We start from the raw sequence: 20,199 nt of genomic DNA, 5'->3' as shown, positions 1-20,199 counted from the left end.
GGCGGTGTGCCGTCCCTCCGTACCTTCGTCCTCGTCACCAGCGGCGGAACGGCGAGGAGCGGGGAAATGAGCAGCGATCCGGTGATCGAACTGAGCGGTGTGAGCCGCCACTACGAGGGTGCCCGGGCGGCCCTGGACGGGGTGACGCTGAGGGTGCGCGAGGGCGAGTCGGTGGCGCTGCTCGGCCCGTCCGGCAGCGGGAAGTCCACCCTGCTGAACCTGGTCGCCGGGCTGGACCGGCCGAGCACCGGTACGGTCACGGTGGCCGGGGTCCGGGTCGACCGGCTGACCGAGTCCGGCTCGGCCAGGTACCGGCGCGCCACGATCGGGATGGTGTTCCAGTTCTTCAACCTGCTGGACGACCTGACGGTGGCCGACAACGTGGTGCTGGCCGGCGAGTTGGCCGGCGTCCCGCGCGCCGAGGCCCGGCGGCGGGCCACCGAACTGCTGGAGTCGCTCGGCATCGACCGGCACGCCCGCGCCCACCCGGGCCGGCTCTCCGGTGGTGAGCGCCAACGCGTGGCGGTGGCACGGGCGTTGATGAACAATCCGGCGCTGCTGCTGGCCGACGAGCCGACCGGCGCGCTGGACTCGGCCTCCGGCGAGGACGTCAAGGAGCTGTTCCGGGAGCTGCACCAGGACGGTCAGACCATCCTGCTCGTCACCCACGACCTGACCCTCGCCGAGGACTGCGCCACCCGCACGGTCCGGATGCGGGACGGCCGGATCGAGTCGGACTCGGCGGATTCGTCGACCTCGTCGGACTCGGCCAACTCGTCAGCGGAGGCGGCGGCATGACCGCGCTCGGAAGAGTCGTCCGCGCCGGGGTGCGCCGCCGCCGGACCCAGTCGGTCGCCATCGGGCTGTCCGCCCTGGTGGCCACCACCTGCTCCGTGCTCGGCGGTTCGCTGCTGGTCGCCTCCCAGGCCCCCTTCGACCAGGCCTTCGACGGCCAGCACGGTGCCCACCTCACCGTCACCTTCGACGGCACCCGGGCGAGCGCCGACCGACTCGCCGCCACCGCGCACGCCACCGGGGTGACGGCCGCCGCCGGCCCCTTCCGCACCGTCACCGTCGACCCCGAGCCGGGCGTCGGCTCGACCGCCCCGGCGGGCCTGACGATGTCGCCGATGACCGTAGCCGGCCGCGCCTCGGCCACCGCCGGGGTCGACAACGTCACCATGATGGAAGGGAGTTGGCCGACCAAGCCGGGCGAGGTGGTGATCTCCGCCGGGTACGGCAACCCGGGCGTGCCGATCGGCGGGACGCTGCGCCTGCCCGGCCTGCCGGGCGCACCCTCGCTGACCGTCGTCGGCCTCGCCCGCTCCGTCAGCCGCACCGCCGACGCCTGGGTCACCCCCGACGCCATCCCGGCGATCACCGCCCCCGGCAGCACGCCCGGCTACGAGATGCTCTACCGCTTCGCCGATGCCACCACCGCCGACGCGATGGCCGCCGACCGGGCCGCCGTCGCCTCCGCCGCCCCCGCCGGGGCGCTCACCGGCGCCCAGTCCTGGCTCAGCGCCAAGCAGGGCTCGGACCGCAACACCGCCCTGTTCCTGCCCTTCATGGTCGCCTTCGGCCTGCTCGGCATGGCGATGTCGGTGCTGGTCGCGGGCAACGTGGTGGCCGGCGCGGTCGGCAGCGCCACCCGGCGGATCGGCGTGCTCAAGGCGATCGGCTGCACGCCCGCCCAGGTGATGCGCGCCTACGTCGCCCAGGCGATGGTCCCGGCCACCCTCGGCACCCTGCTGGGGGTGGTGGCCGGCAACCTGCTGACCGTCCCGGTGCTCGCCACCGCCGGGAACCTCTACGGCACCGACGCCTCCGGGGTAGCCCCCTGGGTGGACGTCGCGGTGGCCGGCGGCACGCTGGCCGCCGTCGCCCTGGTCGCCTGGGCGGCCGCCGCCCGCGCCGGACGGCTGCGCACCGTCGACGCGCTGGCCGTCGGCCGGACGGCCGGCACCACCCGGCGCGACGCCCTCGCCCGCCGGGCCACCGCGCTGGCCGCCCGGCTGCCGCTGCCCCGGCCGCTGAGCCTGGGCCTGGCCCAGCCCTTCGCCCGCCCGGCCCGGGCGGCCGGGATGCTCGCGGCCGTGCTGTTCGGCACGGCGGCGGCGGCCTTCGCGGTCGGCATGGGCGGCACGATGAACTGGGTGCAGGAGGCGAAGAACCACGACCACGCGGACGTCGTCGTGCACCCCCAGCGGTCGGACGCGGTGCCGGGTTCGAGGGCGGCCGCGATGCCCGTCGCCGCCGACCGGTCCGTCGTCATCGCCGCCCTGACCGCCCAGCCGGGCACGGCCGGCTGGTTCGGCAACGGCGCCGAGGACGTCACCGTCCCCGGCGTGGCCGGCAGCACCACCGTCACCGCCTTCGACGGCGACGCGACGGCGGCCGGCTACAAGATGGTCTCCGGCCGCTGGTACCAGGGCCCCGGCGAGGCGGTCGCCCCCGCGACCTTCCTGACCGAGGCCTCGGTGAAGCTCGGCGACCAGGTGACCTTCGCGTCCCACGGCCGGTCCGTCACCGTCCGGCTCGTCGGCGAGGTCTTCGACCCGCACATGCAGACCAACGAGCTGATCACGGACGCCGCCACCTTCCCGTCCGGGACGGCCCCCAGGCCCGACTTCTGGTTCGTCACGCTCAAGCCCGGCACCGACCGCGCCGCCTACGCCACCGCCCTCGGCGCCGCGCTCGCCCCCGCGCACATGACCGCCGAGGCCGGCGGGCCGCACAGCTCCAGCGACTCGATCGCCGCGCTCGACTCGATCACCGTCACCCTGACCGTGCTGCTGGTCATGGTCGCCGGGCTCGGGGTGTTCAACACCGTCGTCCTGGAGATCCGCGAGCGCACCCGCGACCTGGGCGTCACCAAGGCCCTCGGGATGACCCCGGCGCAGACCGTGGGCGTGGTGCTGGCCTCGGTGCTGCTGGTCGGGGCGGTCGGCGGCGCGATCGGCCTGCCGGCCGGGCTGCTGCTGCACCGCCTGACGGTGCCCGCGATGGGCCACAGCGCCGGGCTGAACTTCCCGGCCGCCGCCCTGGACGTCTTCGGCACGCCCGCGCTGGTCCTGCTCGGCCTCGGCGGGGTGCTGATCGCCCTGCTCGGCGCCCTGCTGCCCGCCGTCCGGGCGGCGCGGGCGCGGACGGTGGAGGCACTGCGGGCGGAGTGACCCACCAGGAGCACCGCCGGAGCAACACCGGGAGCAGTACCGGAGGGCCGGGCCTCAGGACTCCTCGTCCGCAGCCCGGTCCTCCTCGGCCTTCTTCTCCGCCGCCCGGACCTGCTCGGTGAAGGCGTGCGCGTCGATCCGCTCGACCGTCGCCCCGTGCTCGGCGGCCAGCCCGTCCGCCGGCCCGGGCGAGGACTCCCGCAGCTCCACGGCCACCAGCGCCCCGCCGTCCGGCACCCGGGGCGACAGCACGATCAACGCGGCGCCGCCCTCCGAGGCCGCGTGCTCCTCGGCCGCGTTGCCGATCGCCGCCCCCGCCGCGAAGCCCAGCAGCACCCCCACGGGCCCGCCGAGCAGCCCCACCAGCCCGCCCAGCACCCCCGACCCGACCGTGGCCACCCCGGCGCCCCGGGTGAAGGTGTCCTTGATCTCCAGCAGGCCGTCGGCACTGCGCTCCATCGCCGCCGCGTACCGCAGCCCCGGCAGGTGCTGCGCCGCCTCGAAGGCGGGGCGCCAGGCGGTGGCATCGGGGAAGGTCAGCAGGACCACGTTGTGCTGCTCGCTCATCGCACTCCGATCGGGCAGGGGCGGCTCGGGCCTCCATCGTCACGCCCGGCCCGGGGCCCTGCCACAGGAACCGCCCCGAACACCGGGGACCTCCCGGTGACTGAGAGCGGAAACGGAACGGCGTGAACGGAACGGTGCGAACGGAACGGTGGAAAGGGAACGTCGGCCCGGAATTCGGGCGACGGGACGGCCGGATGCGGGGACGATGACGACATGCTGAGCAACGGGGAACCCGAAGTGGACGCGACGGACGAGGACCGGCTGCTGCAACGCCTGGTCGGCGAAGTGTGGGTGGACGTCTACCGGTTCGGCGGTATGGGCGTCGTCGACTTCGGCGAGACGGTCTCCTGGCCGCTGGGCGACGACGGGGAGGAGTCGACGGGCAGCCGGTTCGCCGTGCACGCCGGGTGCCCGTTCCGGATCGTCCAGTGCGGGGAGGTCTACCTCGGCTCCGACGACCTGGTGCCGGCCGGAGGCGGTGACCGCCTCGCCTACGACACCGGCGCCGACGCGCTCCGGGAGTTCCTGGGCCGGGAGTCGCCCCGGGTGCTGTCGGTGGAGCGGGCGCCGGAGGGCGACCTGCGGATCACCCTGGAGCACGAGCTGAGGATCGACGTCCTGCCGACGAGCTCGAAGGTCGAGGAGTGCTGGCGCTTCGTGGTCCGGCTCGAGGACCACGTGGTCTTCCCACCGGTCGGCTGACCGTCCGCGCCGCGACCTCGCGGGGCCCGTACGGTCAGCGCCCGGTCCTGGCCACGGCCCGCAGCCGGCGCCAGGTGCGGCCGACGGATCCCGTCGCGGTCGTGTCCGCCCAGGCCCGGGCCGTCCCCGCGAAGGTGTCCGGACCTGCGGGCGCCGGCGGCTTCGCCCGGCCCGCCCGGGCGGCGCGCAGCAGCTCCTCCGGGGTGATGCCGTCGAGCCGGGCCCGGGCGTGGTCGAGCAGGGTGGCGCAGGCCGCGGCGATCGCGGGCTCGCCCAGCGGTCGGGTCGGCAACTCCAGCCCCTCGGAGAGCAGTTGCTCCAGGGCGGTCCGCAGGTCGGGGACGGAGAGGTCGCGGACCGTCAGCGACAGGTGGCCGGAGAGCCCGTCGGCGCCCACCGCGCGGTGGGCGAAGGCGCGCGGGACGTAGAGCACGTCGCCGGGTCCGAGGACGGTGTGCAGGCGCTGGGCCGAGTGCTCGTCGTCGGGGAGTTCGCCCAGCGACCACTCGGCGGCGGCCGGCGCGTCGTGGACGTACCAGGTCTTGCGTCCGGCGACCTGGAGGACGAACACGTCGGCGTCGTCGCGGTGCACCGCGAGGCCCTGGCCGCCCGCAGGGGTGAGGAAGAAGAAGGCCTCGATCCGGCGGTCGAGTTCCTCGGACAGCCGGGCGACCAGCTCGCCGGTCGGGCCGTGCCACTGGTCGACGCAGCGCAGCAGTAGCGTCGCCCCGGTGCGCAGCAGGGCCAGCACCTTGGCGCGGTCGGCGTAGCCGTGGTGGGCGGTGCCGTTGACGGTGCGGGAGGTGGTGAAGGCCTCGGCCGGGATGGTCACCTTGTCGGCGCGGACCATCTCCAGGTACGGGGTGCGCAGCAGCCCGGCGTCGAAGGCGGCGTCGAGTGAGTCGAGGTCGAACGGTGCGGCGGGCCGGTCGGGGGTGAAGACGGCGGGCTCGCGCTGCCACCGGCGGTCGGCGAAGCCGTCGAGGTCGCCGACCCAGTCGGCGAGCGTGGGCGATTCCATGGGGTGTCCAGTGCTGTGGGGGTAAGGGGTGTTCAGGTGCCGACGGCGGCCTCGAACCGTACGGCGAGCAGGGAGCGCAGCGGGACGGGCGCGTCCTGCCGGGGGCTGCGGATGGTGAGGCCGTGCTCGAGGGCGACGGTGAGCAGGCGTTCGGCGAGCGGGACGACCAGGTGCTTGGCCCAGCAGCGGGCGCCGTCGAAGCCGAACGGCATGAACCCGGGGGTCTTCTCCGGGTCGGCGACCCCGGTCCACCGCTCCGGCCGGAACTCCAGCGGGTCGGACCAGTGCTCCGGGTGGCGGTGCATCAGCAGGGGGAGGAGCGCGATGTTGCCCTCGGCGCGGATCTCCGGGTGGAGCCCGGCGTAGGCGTCCCCGCCGTTGCGGTAGAGCATCCACGCGGGCGGCAGCAGGCGCAGGGTCTCCCACAGGACGGCGGTGAGCTCCTCGCGCGGTTCGGGCGCCGCCCGCAGGAGCCAGAGGGCGTTGCCGGCCAGGGCGGCGACGCCGTCGCAGAGGGTGGCGGAGGCCCGCCGGTACATGGCGACGGCCTGCTTGCGCTCCAGCGGGTTCTCGGCGCCGCGGATCAGTCCGGCCAGCGCGGTGGTTCCGTCCGCGCTGTCGGACTCGGGCCGGGCGGACCCGGTCCCGGACCCGGGCCAGGCGGTGACGGCCCGGTCGACCAGCCGGGAGAGGGTGTCGGAGCGGGTGATGCCGCGCTTGGCCAGCAGTGAGACCGGCAGGGGGTCGGAGCCGAACAGCCACCGGCGCAGGTAGGAGGTGGGGGCGTAGGGCCAGGCGCCGGCCAGCCCGCGGGCGGGGGGCGGCGGCTTCCGGATGCCCGCCGTGACGTCCTGCCCCAGGGCGCGGATCGTCCGGGTCGCGCTGTCGTGGGGGATGTCCGCGCCGCCGGCGGGCTTGTAGACGGAGCGCTCCGTCTGGCGCACCGGGCGGGCCGCGACGATTTCGGCCATCAGGTGGGCGTCGGACACGCCGACCGTGGTGGCGTCGGCCCGGAACACTTTGGTGTCCCGGGACAGGAGGTCCTGAATTCGTGGGGCATAGACGACGGAATGTCCGCGGACCGTGTCCGGCGTCGTTTCTTGCACGAGGATCCCGCCTCCGTGGGAATAGCGATGAAATGCGGCGCCGGTGGGGGGCGGTATCGTCGCCGCCCCACCGGCCGTGGTGCATCAGATGACGTGCAGGATCCACGCGTGGTTGGCGAGGTCCTCGTCACGCTTGAACTTCTTCACGATCGCCTTGATCATCTTCATGGCTGTCCCCTTTCCGGGAATACGGGTGCGACGAATTGGTGTAGCCGCACGGTCGGTGAAATCCGGCTCTCCGGTCCGGAAGGCCGGACGGCTTCAACTGACTCAGGACCTTAACCGAAGCGAGGGGTTCCTGATACCCCTTCGACGACTGGAGTTCGATTTCTACGAAGCGTTGCAGTCAATTCGAATGGCGAATCGTTATAACCTCTTCCGGTGGGGGGCTTTCGGTCCCGTTATTCCCGTTATTCCCGGTGTTCAGAGGTGTGCCAGGACGGGTGCCCGACGCGGTGCCTGGCACGGTGCCCGGCACGGCCCGCCGTGGGGGACCATGGCGGTATGGAGCTGAGGATCGAGGCCGTCGACCTGCCCGGGCGCGAGTGCGGGGGCGGGCCGGGCTTCCCGGGGTACCGGGACATCCACGTCGCCGTCCAACGCCGGGGCCGCCCGGCCGAGTTGCTGGATCCGCACCCCGGTGACGCGGCGCGGGCGCGGTGGTCGCTGGAGTGCGCGGCGAAGCGGCTGCCGGACGGCGGGGCGGACATCACCGGCCGGTACGTCCAGGGCGGGCCGGGCGGGCGCTTCGTCTACCTGAACTGGGTGACCAGGGACGGCGACGCCTGGTCGCTGTTCCGCCGGGCGAAGCTGCTGCTGACCGCGGTGGACGAGGACGTCCTGGCGGAGGCGCTGGACACCGGCCTCCTGGTGGCCCGCCTGGGCCTCACCGACGCCAAGGGCCACCCGCTGTGCGCCGCCGTCCGCCCGCCCCTGGTCACCTGGTCGGCGACGGCCTGAGCACCGCGCCCGTCACCCGGTCGCGCCGTCACCTGGCCGGGATCGGCCTGAGCACCGCGCCCGTCACCTGGCCGCCATCGGCCTGAGCGCCGCGAACTCCAGCGGCGCCGACGGGTCCACCGACACGTCCGCCGGCGCCGGTTCGACTCCGGCCCGGACCAGCAGGTCGCCGACGGCCGCGACCATCGCGCCGTTGTCCGTGCACAGCCGCAGCGGCGGCACCCGCAGGGTGATGCCGGCCGCGGCGCACCGCTGCTCGGCGAGCGCCCGCACCCGGGAGTTGGCGGCGACCCCGCCGACCACCACCAGGGTGTCGATCCCGTGGTCGGCGCAGGCCCGCACCGCCTTGCGGGTGAGCACGTCCGCGATGGCCTCCTGAAGCGCGGCCGCCGCGTCCGGCACGTGCGGTTCGGCGCCGGCCGTGCGCTGCGCCTCGACCCAGCGGGCGGCGGCGGTCTTGAGGCCGGAGAAGGAGAAGGCGTACGGGTCGTCCCGCGGCCCGGTCAGCGGGCGCGGCAGCCGTACGGCCGCCGGGTCCCCGTCCCGCGCCGCCCGGTCGACGGCCGGTCCGCCGGGGTAGGGCAGTCCGAGGATCCGGGCGACCTTGTCGAAGCACTCGCCGGCCGCGTCGTCCAGGGTGTCGCCGAGGTGGACGATCCGGTCCCGGGCGAGGTCGCGGACCAGCAGCAGCGAGGTGTGCCCGCCGGAGACGATCAGCACGATGCACGGGTCGGGCAGCGGCCCGCCGTCCAGGGTCGCGGCGGCGACGTGCCCGGCGAGGTGGTGCACCCCGTAGAGCGGGACGCCGAGCGAGAAGGCGTAGCCCTTGGCGGCGGCGACCCCGACCTGGAGGGCGCCGGCCAGCCCGGGGCCGGTGGTGACGGCGACGGCCCCGACGTCCCGGAGCGTCAGCCCGGCCCGGTCCAGGGCCTCCTGCACCACCGGGGCCATCGCGTGGACGTGCGCCCGGGCGGCGATCTCCGGCACCACCCCGCCGTAACGGGCGTGCTCGTCCATCGAGGAGGCCACCGCCTGTCCGAGCAGCACGCCGTCCCGGACCAGGCCGGCGCCGGTCTCGTCGCAGGAGGACTCGATGCCCAGCACGACCACCGGCGACCCTGTCACAGTCACTCACCCTCTTCAGTCATTACACGTACGGGTGACCATTGTGCCCGACGGGATGTGAGGAATAAGCAGGAGCCCATGCTTCGTTCCTGCAAGCCATACGCAATAGTGTTGTCCCGGCACGATCGTCAACGCTCAACCCGCCGAAAGGGGCCGTGTCCTGATGGGCACCTACTCGCTTCCCGACCTGCCGTATGACTACTCCGCGCTCGAGCGGGCCATGTCCGCCGAGATCCTGGAGCTGCACCACTCCAAGCACCACGCCGCCTACGTGAAGGGGGCGAACGACACCCTGGAGCAGCTCGCCGAGGCGCGCGACAAGGAGCAGTTCGGCGGCCTGGTCGGCCTGCAGAAGACCTTCGCCTTCCACCTCTCCGGCCACGTGCTGCACTCGCTGTTCTGGCAGAACCTGTCCCCGGAGGGCGGCGACCGCCCTGAGGGCGAGCTGGCCGACGCCATCACCGAGCACTTCGGCAGCTTCGAGGCCTTCAAGAAGCAGCTCACCACCGCCACCACCGGTGTCCAGGGCTCCGGTTGGGGCATCCTGTCCTGGGAGCCGCTCGGCAAGCGCCTGATCGTCGAGCAGGTCTACGACCACCACGGCAACGTCGGCCAGGGCACCACCCCGCTGCTCGCCTTCGACGCCTGGGAGCACGCCTACTACCTGCAGTACCGCAACGTCCGCCCGGACTACGTCACCCGTCTGTGGGATGTCGTCAACTGGCAGGACGTCTCCTCCCGCTTCGCCGCCGTCAAGGGCGCCTGAGCACCGGGCGAGCGGAAGGGCCCCGGACCGGTCGGGCGGTCCGGGGCCCTTCCCCGTGCGCCCCACCGTGACGGCCCGCCACGGCCGTTGACACCGGTCACGTCGGCCACACCGAACCGAAGACTCGCCGCCACCCGTTGTTCGCCCGGGAACGGCCAGCGGTCGCTACGCTCGGATCACCGCCGGTCACCGGCGGTCGGCGGCCGCCCGGCCGACCGGCCCGTCCGCTCCTGAGCGAAAGGCCGTCCGATGGCCCCTCGTCTGTCCGTCGTCGTCCCGATCTACAACGTCGAGCGCTACCTCGCGGAGTGCCTGGACTCGATCGCGGCCCAGACCTTCGAGGACTTCGAGTGCGTCATGGTCGACGACGGCTCGACCGACGACGGCCCGGTGATCGCCAAGCAGTACGCCGCCAGGGACCCCCGCTTCCGGCTGGTCCAGCAGGAGAACAAGGGCCTCGGCGCCGCCCGCAACACCGGCTGGCGCCACCTCGCCCCCGGCACCCAGTACCTGGCCTTCGTCGACAGCGACGACACCCTGCCGCCGCACGCCTACCAGCTGATGGTCAGCACGCTCGACGAGACCGGCTCCGACTTCCTCGCCGGCAACGCGATGCGCCTGCGCACCACCGGGCTCACCCCCTCGCACGCCCACCGCCGCCCGTTCCGCGAGACCCGGCTGCGCACCCACGTCAGCGAACTGCCCGCCCTGGTCACCGACCGCACCGCCTGGAACAAGGTCTACCGGCGCTCCTTCTTCGACGCCGCGGGCATCCGCTACCCCGAGGGCATCCTGTACGAGGACGCCCCGGTCAGCGTCCCGCACCACTTCCTCGCCGAGCGGGTCGACGTGCTCGCCGAGCCGATCTACCACTGGCGGGTCCGCGAGGACGGCAACCTGTCCATCACCCAGAAGAAGACCGACCCGCGTGGCCTGATCGACCGGGTCCGCTCGATGGAACTCGTCCGGGAGTGGCTGCTCGGCCGCCCCGAAACCCTCTTCAGTGAGCAGTACTTGCGCGCCTACGACCGCAACTGCCTGACCGAAGAGATCCCGATGTTCTTCTGGTCCATCCCGGACGGCGACCGCAACTACTGGGAGGTCTACCAGCGGCACGTCGGCCGCCTCCTCCAGGCCATCGGCCCCGACCGAATCGCCGGCCTCAACGCCCAGCTGCGGCTCAAGTACCGCCTCACCCTCGCCGACGCGATGAACCGCTTCATCGCCGTCCAGCGCCTCCACCGCACGGTCCGCCGCACCCGTCAGGCCGCCGCCCGCCGGGTCGCGGCCGCGCGGCGGGGCTGAACGGGGCCGGGCGCCCTGCCCGCTTGACCACTCGGCCGCTCAGTCGCCCGTGGGCGCTGTCAGCCGGCGGACCAGGGTGACCACGGCCGCCCGGTCCGTCGCGGGGTCCGCCGTACCGGCGAGCAGTAGGCGGACCATCTGCGGCAGCGTGAACCAGGCGTTCACCAGGCCGATCACCGCGAACATCAGCCGCGCCGGATCCACTTCGCCGCCCACGTCCCCGCTGCGCTGCGCGGCGGCGACGGCGGCGACCTTCTCCCCGTAGTGCGCGGTGCGTTCCGGCCCGGCCGCCAACTCCTCGGAATCCGCGCCGCGTTGCAGGCCCTCCCAGGCCAACAGCCGGGAGAGGTGCGGGTTGGTCGAGTGGTAGTCGAAGACCCGCCCGGCGTAGTCGCCGAGGTCCAGGCGCGCGGTCGGGGCGAGCGGCACCGCCTCCGCCAGCTTGCCGAGTTCGGAGGTCAGCACGGCGGAGAAGAGCTGCTCCTTGTTGCCGAAGTACTGGTAGATCCGCTCCTTGTTCACCCCCGCCCGGGTCGCCACCCGGGCGATCCGGGCCCCGTCGGGGCCGAACTCGGCGAACTCCTCGACCGCGGCGTCGAGGAGGAGCTGCTGCGTGCGTGCGGTGTCCCAGGCCATGGCCCAAGGGTATCCCAAATTTCCAACCCAATGGTTGGACATCCGCGTCCGCGCGTGCCAAACTCCAACCGAAGGGTTGGAGATGTGGTCTCCACCCGCTCACCAAGGGGAGGACCCGCGCCATGACCACCGACACCATCACCCCAGCAGCCCCCGCCACCGCCCAGGTCGCCGTCGCCCCCGCGGCCCCCTCGGTCCACCGCCGCGCCCTGCTCACCTGGCTCGCCGTCTACCCGACCATCACCACGGCCTTCCTCCTTCTCGGGCCCCACCTCGGCAGCCTCCCGGTGCCGCTGCGCACCCTGGTGATGACCGCCTTCGTCGTCCCGGTCGTCGTCTACGCCCTGATGCCCCTGCTCCTCAAGGCGGAGACCAGGCTCGCCCGCCGGGCCGGCGGCCGGAAGTAGCGCGCGACCCGACCCCGGCCCTCCGCCCGGCCGACTGTCGGGCGGGACATACCTTCAGATCGAACTCTTAACGCGGGTACGGCAATTCGAATGATTCTCCGCAACGCGAAAGAGCCTCCGGGCAATGGTTCTTGTACGTCCCCATGCGGGCTGCTTCCATCGCGCATGCGGCTGTCGAAGGGCCGTGAAGTCCGGGGAGAATTCGCAGAAGGAGAAGACCTTGTTCGACACCAGAACGGCCATCGCCGCAGGCGCTGTGGCGCTGGCCCTCGTGGGTACGGTGGTCTCCACCGGGCAGGCGGCGGCCGGCGATCGCCGACAACTGTCCCAGAACGTCCGGTTCTTCAACGAGGCGGCGAACGGAATGCTGGACGGCAACGGTGGCGGGCCGTCGCCCATCACCTATCCGGCCAACGGCAGCGCCATTCAGGCCTGGGTCCTGACCTCCACCGCCCAGGGAGCGTTCCAGATCAGGAACGTCTACAAGAACACCCTCTGCCTGCAGGCGCCCTCCACCTCCGGGGACCCGATCCTCCTGATCCCGTGCAACGCCAACAACCCGGCCCAGTGGTGGAACCTCGAGAGGAGCAACGACAAGGTCGTCATCACCGAGTTCCTTGACAGGAACTACGTCATTGAGTCCATCGGTGGCTTCAACTCCGTGGTGAAGGCGGTCTCCGACCACGACGAGCTCCAGGAATGGGACGTCCTGGCCGCGTAGGAGAGCAGGCCCGTCGAGCCCCTGCCGCCCCCTCGGGCCGCAGGGGCTCGACGGGTTCGGCGACCTGCCGGTGCGGGCCCCGGCGCCGACTCACCGCCGCTGTCGCATCGGGGTGAAGCGGACCGGGGTGCCCGGGGCGGCCTGGGCGGCGGCGGCCAGTGCGGCGGCCGGGACGACGCCGATCACGGGGTAGCCGCCGGTGGTGGGGTGGTCGGCGAGGAAGACCACCGGGCGGCCGTCGGGCGGGACCTGCACCGCGCCCAGGACCATGCCCTCGCTGGGGAGTTCACCCTCGCGGGCCCGCTCCAGGGGCGGGCCGTCCAGGCGCAGGCCGATCCGGTTGCTGGTGGGGGAGGCGCGGTAGCCGGGGCCGGTGAGGACGGCGAGGGACCGCGCGGTGAACCAGTCGTCGCGCGGGCCGAGCAGCACCGGCAGGAGCAGCGGGTCCGGTGGCGCGGGCGTCGGCACCACGTCCACCCCGGCGGGCGGACCGGCCGGCTCGCCGAGCGGCAGCACGTCCCCGGGGGCCACGGGAGCGGGGCCCAGCCCCGAGAGCAGATCGGTGGAGCGGCTGCCGAGGACCGGTGCGGCGGCGATCCCACCGGCGAAGGCGAGGTAGCTGCGCACGCCCCGGGTCGCGGGGCCCACCTCCAACAGCGCCCCGGCGGGCAGCCGGACCGGGGCGGCCCAGGCGGCGGGCCGCCCGTCGACCCGTACGGCGCACGGCGCGCCGGCCACGGCCACGGTCACCGCGCGGTCCACCCGCACCGCGCAGCCGAGCACGGTGGTCTCCAGGGTGGCGGCCGTCGCGGGGTTGCCGACCAGGCGGTTGGCGAGCCGGTGGGCGGGCTGGTCGAGCGCGCCGGAGCGCGGCACGCCCAGGTGCGCGTGCCCGGGCCGGCCGAGGTCCTGGACGGTCGTCAGCAGGCCGGAGCGGGTGACGGTGACGGTCATGCTTCCTCGCTCTCCTGGCTCTCCTCGCCGACCTCGCTCATCTTCCCCGCTCATGCTTCCTCGCTCACGAACCGGACCCGGGTCCCCGGGCTGAACAGGGCCGCGGGTTCACGGGACGGCTCCCACAGCACGGCGTCGGTGCGCCCGATCAGCTGCCACCCGCCCGGGGACGAGCGCGGGTAGACGCCGGTGTACCGGCCGGCGAGGGCGATCGCCCCGGCCGGGACGACGGGTCGGGGGACGGCCCGCCGGGGCACCCGGTAGCGCTCGGGCAGGCCGGTCAGGTAGCCGAAGCCGGGGGAGAAGCCGCTGAAGGCGACCCGGAACTCGGTCGCGGAGTGGATCCGCGCGACCTCGTCCTCGGCGACGCCCCACACTGCGGCGACCTCCGCCACGTCGGCACCGTCGTAGCGCACCGGGACGGTCACGGTCTCGTCGCTGGTCGTCCGCAGCGGCGGCACGCGCCAGCCGGGCAGTTCGGTGGCCAGGGCGTCCGGATCGGCCACGCCGTCGAGCAGGACGGTGCGTTCGGCCGGCACGACCTCCGTGACGGACGGGAACCCGGCCGCCGTGCGGCGGCGCTGGAGTTCGGCGTGGAAGGCGATCGTCTCGTCGGCGCCGTCGAGTTCGACCAGCAGCGCGTCCGGGCCGACCCGCAGTACGCGCAGGTTCATCCCGTACCTCTCCCCGCCCGGTCCGGCGCCGGTGCCGCTGCCGGTGCGAACGCCTCGATGCGGACCCCGGCCCGCCACAGCGCGGTCCGCACCCGCTGGGCCAGGTCGGCGGCCCCCGGGGTGTCGCCGTGCACGCACAGCGAGCGGGCCCGCACCCGGATCCGCTCGCCGGTGCGGGCGGTGACCTCGCCGTCCCGGGCGATGGCGACCGAGCGGTCGACGACGGCGTCGGGGTCGTGGACGACGGCGTCGGGTTCGCGGCGTGGCACGAGCGTGCCGTGCGGGGTGTAGGCGCGGTCGGCGAAGGCCTCGGCGACCGCCGGCAGTCCGGCCCGCCCGGCCGCCTCGTGCAGTCGCGAGCCGGGCAGCCCGAGGACGGGCAGGTCCCGTTCCCGCGCGGCCAGGCGGATGCCCCGGACCACCGCCTCCGCCTGTTCCTCGTCGTGCACCGTCCGGTTGTACAGCGCGCCGTGCGGTTTGACGTACGCCACGTCCGCTCCGGCTGCCCGGGCGAACACCTGCAACGCCCCGATCTGGTAGGCGACTTCGTGGGCCAGTTCGTCGGGCGGGACGTCCATCGCGCGGCGGCCGAACCCGGCGAGGTCCCGGTAGGAGACCTGGGCGCCGATCCGTACGCCCCGGGCCGCGGCCAGCTCGCACACCCGCTGCATGGTGCTCGGGTCCCCGGCGTGGAAGCCGCAGGCGACGTTGGCGCTGGTGACCACCGACAGCAGGGCCTCGTCGTCGGTGAGCGTCCAGCGGCCGAAGCCCTCGCCGAGATCGGCGTTGAGGTCGACGACCGTCGTGGGGGCGCCTTCGGTGCTTTCGGTGCCTTCGGGCGCCGTCACGCCGAACCGTCCGACGCGGAGTGGTCCGACATGGAGCCGTCCGTCATCGCGCGGACGATCACCGCGCGCGCGTCGTCCAGATACCTGGTCAGCTCCACCTCGGCGTCGTCGATCTCGCCGGTCTCCAGCAGCCCGGCGAGCGTCTGGTTGCGGCGCAGGAACGGTGCGTGCAGCCCGCTCGCCGACGGGACGGCGGCGAAGGCCAGGCGGAGCTCGGCCATCAGGCGGGCCATGCACTCGTCGATCCGTTCGCTGCCGGCGATCCCCGCGACGGCCTGGTGGAAGTGCAGGTCGGCGGTGCCGACGGTGATCCAGTCGCCGGCCGCCTCGGCGGCCTCCGCGTCGTTCAGCGCGGTTCGGACCGCGGCCAGGCGTTCGGGCGTCGCGCTCCGCAGGGCGCGCACGCCGGCGGTCTCCAGGGCGAGGCGCAGCGTGTAGATGTCGGCGACGTCGTCCGGTTCGAGGATCCGGACGAACACGCCCCGGTTCATCTTGTGGACGACCAGCCGCTCGTCGGCCAGCAGTCGGAACGCCTCGCGGAGTGTGTTGCGCGAGACGGTGAGCGCTTCTCCGAGCGCCTCTTCCGAGAGCCGGGTGCCTGGGGCGAGCAGGCCCTCGGTGATGTGGTCGCGCAGCACGTCGGCCACGCGTTGGGCGGCGCTGGCGCGGTCGAGCCGGCCCCGGTCGGCCGCGAGTGCGTCGAAAACTCCGGTCACGTTCCACCTCCTGAACTCTTGTCGGATTGTTCCACAATCCCCTAGCCTCTCGGCAACCCCCGCACGGTCGCGGCCCACCCAGGCTGCGACCTCCTCCGCCCGTGGTGCCCCAGACGGTCACCCGCGGGGTGGAGGCCCGTCCGAAAGGCGGCCAGGAACATGATCGTTCTTGTCGGCATCCTCGTCGTGGTGGCCGGGTTCGCCACCCGGCGAAATCCACTCCTCGTCGTCGGCGCCGCCGGCGTCCTCACCGGACTGCTGGGCGGGATGAGCCCGCTGAAGGTCCTGGAGGCCTTCGGCACGGGCTTCGCCTCCAGCCGCTCGGTGACCCTCTTCGCGATCACCCTGCCGGTGATCGGCCTGCTGGAGCGCCACGGCCTCCAGGAGCAGGCCCGCACCCTGATGAACAAGCTGGCCAAGGCCAGTGCCGGACGCGTACTCGCGGTCTACCTGGTGGTCCGCCAGCTCACCGCCGCCTTCGGCCTCACCAGCCTCGGCGGACCGGCCCAGGCGGTGCGCCCGATGGTCGCGCCGATGGCCGAGGCCGCCGCCGAGCGCCACCACGGCACCCTGACCGACAAGGCCCGCGAACGCGTGCGCTCCTTCGCCGCGAGCGCCGACAACGTCGGGCTGTTCTTCGGCGAGGACTGCTTCCTCGCCGTCGGCTCGATCCTCCTGATCACCGGCTTCGTCGACGCGACGTACCACGCCGACCTGGAGCCGGTGCAGCTCGCCCTGTGGGCCATCCCCACCGCGGTCTGCGCCACCCTCATCCACGGCGCGCGCCTGCTGCGCCTGGACCGCGCCCTCGCCCGGGACCTGCCCGCGGCGACCGCTGGGGCGACCACCGCCGGGGCGACCACCGTCGGGGTGCCCGCCGCCGACCGCATCGAGGAGAGCAGCAAGTGATCAAGGTCGAGTGGTTGTACTGGCTGGTCGGAGCCGTCTTCATCGCGATGGCGGCGCAGATGGCCGTGGACCGCGGCAACCCCAAGCGCTACGGCAGCGCCGCCTTCTGGGGCCTGCTCGGCGCGAGCTTCGTCTACGGCACGTGGGTCGCCGACAAGAGCGCGCCCGCCGCGCCGCTGGGCGTCGCCGTCCTGGCGATGATCTGTCTGGCCGGCTTCGGCTTCACCGGCCGCGGCACGTCCACGGCCGCCGCCCCCGAGCGGCGGGCCGCCTCCGCCGCACGCCTCGGCAGCCGGCTGTTCATCCCGGCGCTGGCGCTCCCGCTGGTCGCGCTGGCCTGCGGGACGCTCCTCAAGGGCGTGCACCTGGGCGGCGGTCTGCTGCTGCAGACCGGCAGCGAGACGCTGCTCGGGCTCGGCATCGGCTCACTCGTCGCCCTGGGTCTGGCGCTGCTGCTCACCCGCGAGCGCAACCCCGCCGTTGCCCTCCACTCCGGCCGCGGACTGCTGGAGGCCATGGGCTGGGCCCTGCTGCTGCCCCAACTCCTCGCCGTACTGGGCTCGATCTTCCAGAGCGCCGGCGTCGGCACCCAAGTCGGCAGGATCACCACCCACTTCCTGCCGGACAACAGCAAGTACCTTGCGGTGGCGCTCTACTGCGTGGGCATGGCGCTGTTCACGATCATCATGGGCAACGCCTTCGCCGCCTTCCCGGTGATGACCGCCGCGATCGGCTGGCCGATCCTGATCACCCAACTGCACGGCAGCCCGGGCGTGGTCCTGGCGGTCGGCATGCTGGCCGGCTTCTGCGGCACCCTGGTCACGCCGATGGCGGCCAACTTCAACCTCGTCCCGGCGGCACTGCTCGAACTCAAGGACCAGTACGGGCCGATCAAGGCCCAACTCCCCACCGCGGGGGCATTGTTGGTCTGCAACATCGCCATCATGTCGCTCTTCGCGTTCTGACCCGTCCCGCCCGCCCCGCTCCCAGAAAGGCCGCTCCATGACCAGGGTCCTGCTCACCGGCTTCGAACCGTTCGACGGCGCCGACGTCAACCCGTCCTGGGAGGTCGCCCGCCTCGTCGCCGACAACCCGCCCGAGGGGCTCCTGGTCACCGCCACCCGGCTGAGCTGCGTCTTCGGGCAGGCGGCCGAGGAACTGCGCACCGCGATGGAGGAGTCCTCCCCGGACTTGGTGGTCTGCCTCGGCCAGGCAGCCGGCCGACCGGACGTCACCGTCGAACGCGTCGCCATCAACGTCGATGACGCACGCATCCCCGACAACGCGGGCCGGCAACCGGTCGACCGGCCCGTCGTCCCCGGCGGCCCCGCGGCCTACTTCGCCACTCTGCCCGTCAAGGCGTGCGTGGCCGCCGTCCGGGAGGCGGGCGTACCCGCCTCCCTCTCCCACACTGCGGGGACCTTCGTCTGCAACCACGTCTTCTACGCCCTGATGCACACGCTCGCGACCGAACACCCCACCGCCCGTGGCGGGTTCGTCCACATCCCCGCCCTGCCCGAACAGGTCCTCGACGGCTCGGCGCCGGCCCTGCCGGCCGACCTCGTCGCCCACGCCCTGCGGGCCCTCCTCACCGCAGCCGCCACCCGCACCGCCGACCTCCGCATCCCCGAGGGGGCGACCCACTGAGGCCGCCCCGCCCGGGCGGACCGGCGGCTCAGGCGTCGAGCACCTGGCCGGGGCGCTTGACGACCGGGTCCTGCGCCGACCACGGGAACTCGATCCAGTCGTCGGTCCGCTTCCACACGTACTCGCACTTCACCAGGGAGTGCGACTTCTCGTAGATCACGGCGGAGCGGACCTCGGCGACGTGGCTGAGGCAGAAGTCGTGCACCAGCTTCAGCGTCTTGCCCGTGTCGGCGACATCGTCGGCGATCAGCACCTTCTTGTCCGTGAAGTCGATCGCGGCGGGGACGGGCGCCAGCATCACGGGCATCTCGAGGGTGGTGCCCACACCCGTGTAGAACTCGACGTTCACCAGGTGGATGTTCTTGCAGTCCAGCGCATAGGCGAGACCGCCCGCCACGAACACGCCGCCCCGGGCGATGCTCAGGACGAGGTCGGGCTCGAACCCGTCGTCGGCGATCGTCTGCGCCAGCTCGCGCACGGCCCGGCCGAAGGTCTGGTAGTCCAGGATCTCTCGCACATCAGTCACGCCGTCCAGTTTCCTCGACACCCGCCCACCCGGCGAATCCGGCCCCCCGAACCCCGGGCGGGGAGCCCGCTCCGCCCCTTCAAGAAGACGATCTTCCGCTGATACGATCCCGGGCTCAGTTGTCCGTCCGAAGATCGCAGAAGGACAGAGATGAAGCGCTCGTCGATCACCCGAATCGCCGTTGCCGCGGCTGCGGCTCTCGGCATCGCCACCGTGGCCGTCCTCACGGCCGCCACGCCCACCGCCCAGGCCGTCGCCGGCGACCACTTCATCCTCACCATCCAGACCGCGAAGTAGGCCGGCTCGCCACTTACCGCAGCGGCCAGGCGTGCTCGGGCCGGTCGAGCCACGCCCATTGGCCCTCGGGCGTGACGGTGAGCCCGAGGCGCTCCGGCCCGGGGCGGTCGTTGTCCAGCCACCACCGGTGCGCGGCCTCGACCTCGTCCCACACGCGGCGGGGCCCGTGCTGCCACACGGTGTACTGCGCGGTGCCGTCGGTGCCGTCCCAGTCGACGGCGGCCCAGGAGCCGCCGTCGGCCGTGGCCACCCAGAGGCGGATCTCGACGCCGTCGACGCCGGGATCGTGGTCCCAGGCGTACCAGAGGTCACCGAGACGGAGGCCGAGCGGGAACTGGGTCTCGATCGGGGAGTCGGCCACCGCCCACGGGTCGAGCGTGGTGGTCGACTCGACCGGGACGTGGTCGTCCATGACCACGTCCCGGAACAGGAAGAGGTCGCGGCGCTGGGTGCGCATCAACATGAAAGCGCTGTCGGAGGTGAAGCGGCCGGTGGCGATGCCGTCCTCGCCGACGGTGAGGCGGAGCAGACCGCAGTGGGTCCAGTCGTCACACCAGGGAGTGAGGATGACACCGCCCGGCCTGGCCTGCTCGATCCAGGCGTAGGGAACCCGCCTCACCGAGCACGTGGTACGGAGCTGCGGACCCCCACCCGAGAGCTCCGTCGCCGCAGACGACGGTGGGGGAGTACCCGTTGGCCGCGAGGTTGGACCGGGCGAGCCCGGCCACAGTGGGATCGATCTCGATCGTGGTCACATTGTCGTCGCCCAGCCGGTGCGAGAGAAGCGCGGCGTTGTACCCGGTGCCCGCGCCGACCTCCAGGACACGCATCCCCGTTGTGAGATCCAGGAGTTCGAGCATCCGGAAGACGATCGACGGCGCCGATGCGGACGAGGACGGCAAGGCGTCGGAGAGGTCCGCCGGCTCCTGCCCGTCGTTGACCTGCGTCACCACGGGCACGTCCCCGTAGGCCGCAGCGAACCACCGCTCGGGCTGACGCTCACGGTCGCACGGCGTCAGCACCTCGTCGTCACCGGAGAGCCAGACCCGGTCCGGCAGGAACCGGTGGCGCGGGGGGGCGGGCGCCCGCCCCCCCCCCCCCCGCCCCCCCACCCAGGCGCGGGGGGTGGTGTGGAC

The 20,199-nt window shown here is 73.3% G+C and carries 24 protein-coding genes; 12 read left to right on the top strand and 12 right to left on the bottom strand.

The window, feature by feature from the left end; translation table 11 throughout:
* The first annotated feature begins 66 nt into the window (after nucleotides 1-66).
* Both ACFVXG_RS42305 and ACFVXG_RS42300 read left to right on the top strand, forming a co-directional pair.
* Nucleotides 67-798, top strand: a complete 732-nt coding sequence (locus ACFVXG_RS42305) for an ABC transporter ATP-binding protein (RefSeq protein WP_387935822.1) — start codon at nucleotides 67-69, stop codon at nucleotides 796-798.
* Nucleotides 795-3,176 (top strand): FtsX-like permease family protein, encoded by a 2,382-nt coding sequence (locus ACFVXG_RS42300; RefSeq protein ID WP_387935821.1) that lies wholly within the window; start codon nucleotides 795-797, stop codon nucleotides 3,174-3,176. The genes ACFVXG_RS42305 and ACFVXG_RS42300 overlap by 4 nt, the downstream gene beginning before the upstream one ends.
* A gap of 54 nt (nucleotides 3,177-3,230) precedes the next feature.
* Here ACFVXG_RS42300 and ACFVXG_RS42295 read toward each other — a convergent pair whose 3' ends face one another.
* Nucleotides 3,231-3,743 carry a histidine kinase gene (locus ACFVXG_RS42295; RefSeq protein ID WP_387935820.1) on the bottom strand — a complete coding sequence of 171 codons (513 nt, stop codon included), beginning with the start codon at nucleotides 3,741-3,743 and terminating at the stop codon, nucleotides 3,231-3,233.
* Nucleotides 3,744-3,956: 213 nt separating this feature from the next.
* Between ACFVXG_RS42295 and ACFVXG_RS42290 the strand changes: the two genes are divergently transcribed.
* On the top strand, nucleotides 3,957-4,445 hold the full coding sequence (locus ACFVXG_RS42290) for a hypothetical protein (RefSeq protein ID WP_387935819.1): 489 nt from the start codon (nucleotides 3,957-3,959) through the stop codon (nucleotides 4,443-4,445).
* Between the two features lie 34 nt (nucleotides 4,446-4,479).
* On the opposite strand, the gene ACFVXG_RS42285 is transcribed toward ACFVXG_RS42290, so the two are convergent.
* Nucleotides 4,480-5,466, bottom strand: coding sequence for a JmjC domain-containing protein (locus ACFVXG_RS42285; RefSeq protein WP_387935818.1), 987 nt, complete (start codon nucleotides 5,464-5,466; stop codon nucleotides 4,480-4,482).
* A gap of 32 nt (nucleotides 5,467-5,498) precedes the next feature.
* The gene (locus ACFVXG_RS42280; RefSeq protein WP_387935817.1) at nucleotides 5,499-6,485 is read right to left on the bottom strand and encodes a cytochrome P450; all 987 of its coding nucleotides are present in this window, start codon (nucleotides 6,483-6,485) and stop codon (nucleotides 5,499-5,501) included.
* 591 nt (nucleotides 6,486-7,076) lie between these two features.
* On the opposite strand from ACFVXG_RS42280, the gene ACFVXG_RS42275 reads away from it, so the two are divergent.
* Nucleotides 7,077-7,532: a DUF5990 family protein gene (locus tag ACFVXG_RS42275; protein WP_387935816.1), complete on the top strand. Its 456-nt coding sequence runs from the start codon at nucleotides 7,077-7,079 to the stop codon at nucleotides 7,530-7,532.
* 63 nt (nucleotides 7,533-7,595) lie between these two features.
* On the opposite strand, the gene tsaD is transcribed toward ACFVXG_RS42275, so the two are convergent.
* A complete protein-coding gene (gene tsaD / locus ACFVXG_RS42270) occupies nucleotides 7,596-8,657 on the bottom strand; it encodes a tRNA (adenosine(37)-N6)-threonylcarbamoyltransferase complex transferase subunit TsaD (protein ID WP_387935855.1) in 1,062 nt (353 codons plus the stop codon).
* 163 nt (nucleotides 8,658-8,820) lie between these two features.
* Here tsaD and ACFVXG_RS42265 point away from each other — a divergent pair, with 163 nt between their 5' ends.
* Both ACFVXG_RS42265 and ACFVXG_RS42260 read left to right on the top strand, forming a co-directional pair.
* A complete protein-coding gene (locus ACFVXG_RS42265; RefSeq protein WP_387935815.1) occupies nucleotides 8,821-9,423 on the top strand; it encodes a superoxide dismutase in 603 nt (200 codons plus the stop codon).
* A gap of 249 nt (nucleotides 9,424-9,672) precedes the next feature.
* Nucleotides 9,673-10,728: a glycosyltransferase family 2 protein gene (locus ACFVXG_RS42260; RefSeq protein WP_387935814.1), complete on the top strand. Its 1,056-nt coding sequence runs from the start codon at nucleotides 9,673-9,675 to the stop codon at nucleotides 10,726-10,728.
* A 39-nt stretch (nucleotides 10,729-10,767) separates the two neighbouring features.
* On the opposite strand, the gene ACFVXG_RS42255 is transcribed toward ACFVXG_RS42260, so the two are convergent.
* Nucleotides 10,768-11,364, bottom strand: a complete 597-nt coding sequence (locus ACFVXG_RS42255) for a TetR family transcriptional regulator (RefSeq protein WP_387935813.1) — start codon at nucleotides 11,362-11,364, stop codon at nucleotides 10,768-10,770.
* 122 nt (nucleotides 11,365-11,486) lie between these two features.
* Between ACFVXG_RS42255 and ACFVXG_RS42250 the strand changes: the two genes are divergently transcribed.
* Together ACFVXG_RS42250 and ACFVXG_RS42245 are read left to right on the top strand one after the other, a co-directional pair.
* The gene (locus tag ACFVXG_RS42250; protein WP_387935812.1) at nucleotides 11,487-11,771 is read left to right on the top strand and encodes a hypothetical protein; all 285 of its coding nucleotides are present in this window, start codon (nucleotides 11,487-11,489) and stop codon (nucleotides 11,769-11,771) included.
* 220 nt (nucleotides 11,772-11,991) lie between these two features.
* Nucleotides 11,992-12,492: an RICIN domain-containing protein gene (locus ACFVXG_RS42245; RefSeq protein ID WP_387935811.1), complete on the top strand. Its 501-nt coding sequence runs from the start codon at nucleotides 11,992-11,994 to the stop codon at nucleotides 12,490-12,492.
* Nucleotides 12,493-12,582: 90 nt separating this feature from the next.
* Here the strand turns inward: ACFVXG_RS42245 and ACFVXG_RS42240 are convergent, their stop codons facing one another.
* Genes ACFVXG_RS42240 through ACFVXG_RS42225 form a run of 4 tightly spaced genes read right to left on the bottom strand, consistent with a single transcriptional unit; the run spans nucleotide 12,583 to nucleotide 15,684 of the window.
* A complete protein-coding gene (locus ACFVXG_RS42240; protein WP_387935810.1) occupies nucleotides 12,583-13,446 on the bottom strand; it encodes a biotin-dependent carboxyltransferase family protein in 864 nt (287 codons plus the stop codon).
* 50 nt (nucleotides 13,447-13,496) lie between these two features.
* Entirely contained in the window at nucleotides 13,497-14,120 is a 624-nt protein-coding gene (locus ACFVXG_RS42235) for an allophanate hydrolase subunit 1 (RefSeq protein ID WP_387935809.1), read from the bottom strand.
* Nucleotides 14,117-14,968, bottom strand: coding sequence for a LamB/YcsF family protein (locus tag ACFVXG_RS42230; protein ID WP_387935808.1), 852 nt, complete (start codon nucleotides 14,966-14,968; stop codon nucleotides 14,117-14,119). Before ACFVXG_RS42230 ends, ACFVXG_RS42235 begins: the two co-directional genes overlap by 4 nt.
* The gene (locus ACFVXG_RS42225) at nucleotides 14,965-15,684 is read right to left on the bottom strand and encodes a GntR family transcriptional regulator (protein WP_387935807.1); all 720 of its coding nucleotides are present in this window, start codon (nucleotides 15,682-15,684) and stop codon (nucleotides 14,965-14,967) included. The genes ACFVXG_RS42230 and ACFVXG_RS42225 overlap by 4 nt, the downstream gene beginning before the upstream one ends.
* 159 nt (nucleotides 15,685-15,843) lie before the next feature.
* Here ACFVXG_RS42225 and ACFVXG_RS42220 point away from each other — a divergent pair, with 159 nt between their 5' ends.
* The 3 genes from ACFVXG_RS42220 to pcp are packed head-to-tail and all read left to right on the top strand — an operon-like array spanning nucleotide 15,844 to nucleotide 18,240.
* Nucleotides 15,844-16,593, top strand: coding sequence for a DUF969 domain-containing protein (locus ACFVXG_RS42220; protein ID WP_387935806.1), 750 nt, complete (start codon nucleotides 15,844-15,846; stop codon nucleotides 16,591-16,593).
* The gene (locus ACFVXG_RS42215) at nucleotides 16,590-17,558 is read left to right on the top strand and encodes a DUF979 domain-containing protein (protein ID WP_387935805.1); all 969 of its coding nucleotides are present in this window, start codon (nucleotides 16,590-16,592) and stop codon (nucleotides 17,556-17,558) included. Before ACFVXG_RS42220 ends, ACFVXG_RS42215 begins: the two co-directional genes overlap by 4 nt.
* Before the next feature lie 37 nt (nucleotides 17,559-17,595).
* Nucleotides 17,596-18,240 carry a pyroglutamyl-peptidase I gene (gene pcp / locus ACFVXG_RS42210; RefSeq protein ID WP_387935804.1) on the top strand — a complete coding sequence of 215 codons (645 nt, stop codon included), beginning with the start codon at nucleotides 17,596-17,598 and terminating at the stop codon, nucleotides 18,238-18,240.
* A gap of 28 nt (nucleotides 18,241-18,268) precedes the next feature.
* Here the strand turns inward: pcp and ACFVXG_RS42205 are convergent, their stop codons facing one another.
* Nucleotides 18,269-18,766, bottom strand: coding sequence for a phosphoribosyltransferase (locus tag ACFVXG_RS42205; RefSeq protein WP_387935803.1), 498 nt, complete (start codon nucleotides 18,764-18,766; stop codon nucleotides 18,269-18,271).
* 150 nt (nucleotides 18,767-18,916) lie between these two features.
* Between ACFVXG_RS42205 and ACFVXG_RS42200 the strand changes: the two genes are divergently transcribed.
* Nucleotides 18,917-19,063 (top strand): hypothetical protein, encoded by a 147-nt coding sequence (locus ACFVXG_RS42200; RefSeq protein WP_387935802.1) that lies wholly within the window; start codon nucleotides 18,917-18,919, stop codon nucleotides 19,061-19,063.
* A gap of 13 nt (nucleotides 19,064-19,076) precedes the next feature.
* On the opposite strand, the gene ACFVXG_RS42195 is transcribed toward ACFVXG_RS42200, so the two are convergent.
* Both ACFVXG_RS42195 and ACFVXG_RS42190 read right to left on the bottom strand, forming a co-directional pair.
* Complete coding sequence (locus tag ACFVXG_RS42195; protein ID WP_387935801.1) at nucleotides 19,077-19,682, bottom strand: hypothetical protein; 606 nt, start codon at nucleotides 19,680-19,682, stop codon at nucleotides 19,077-19,079.
* Nucleotides 19,612-20,199 (bottom strand): methyltransferase domain-containing protein (locus ACFVXG_RS42190; RefSeq protein ID WP_387935800.1); only part of this gene is annotated, 588 nt, incomplete at its 5' end. The genes ACFVXG_RS42190 and ACFVXG_RS42195, both read right to left, overlap by 71 nt.

The organism is Kitasatospora sp. NPDC058162, from assembly GCF_042884005.1.
Classification (GTDB): domain Bacteria; phylum Actinomycetota; class Actinomycetes; order Streptomycetales; family Streptomycetaceae; genus Kitasatospora.
Note: the sequence above shows the minus strand (reverse complement) of the source record. Positions and strands in the feature narration are given on the sequence as shown.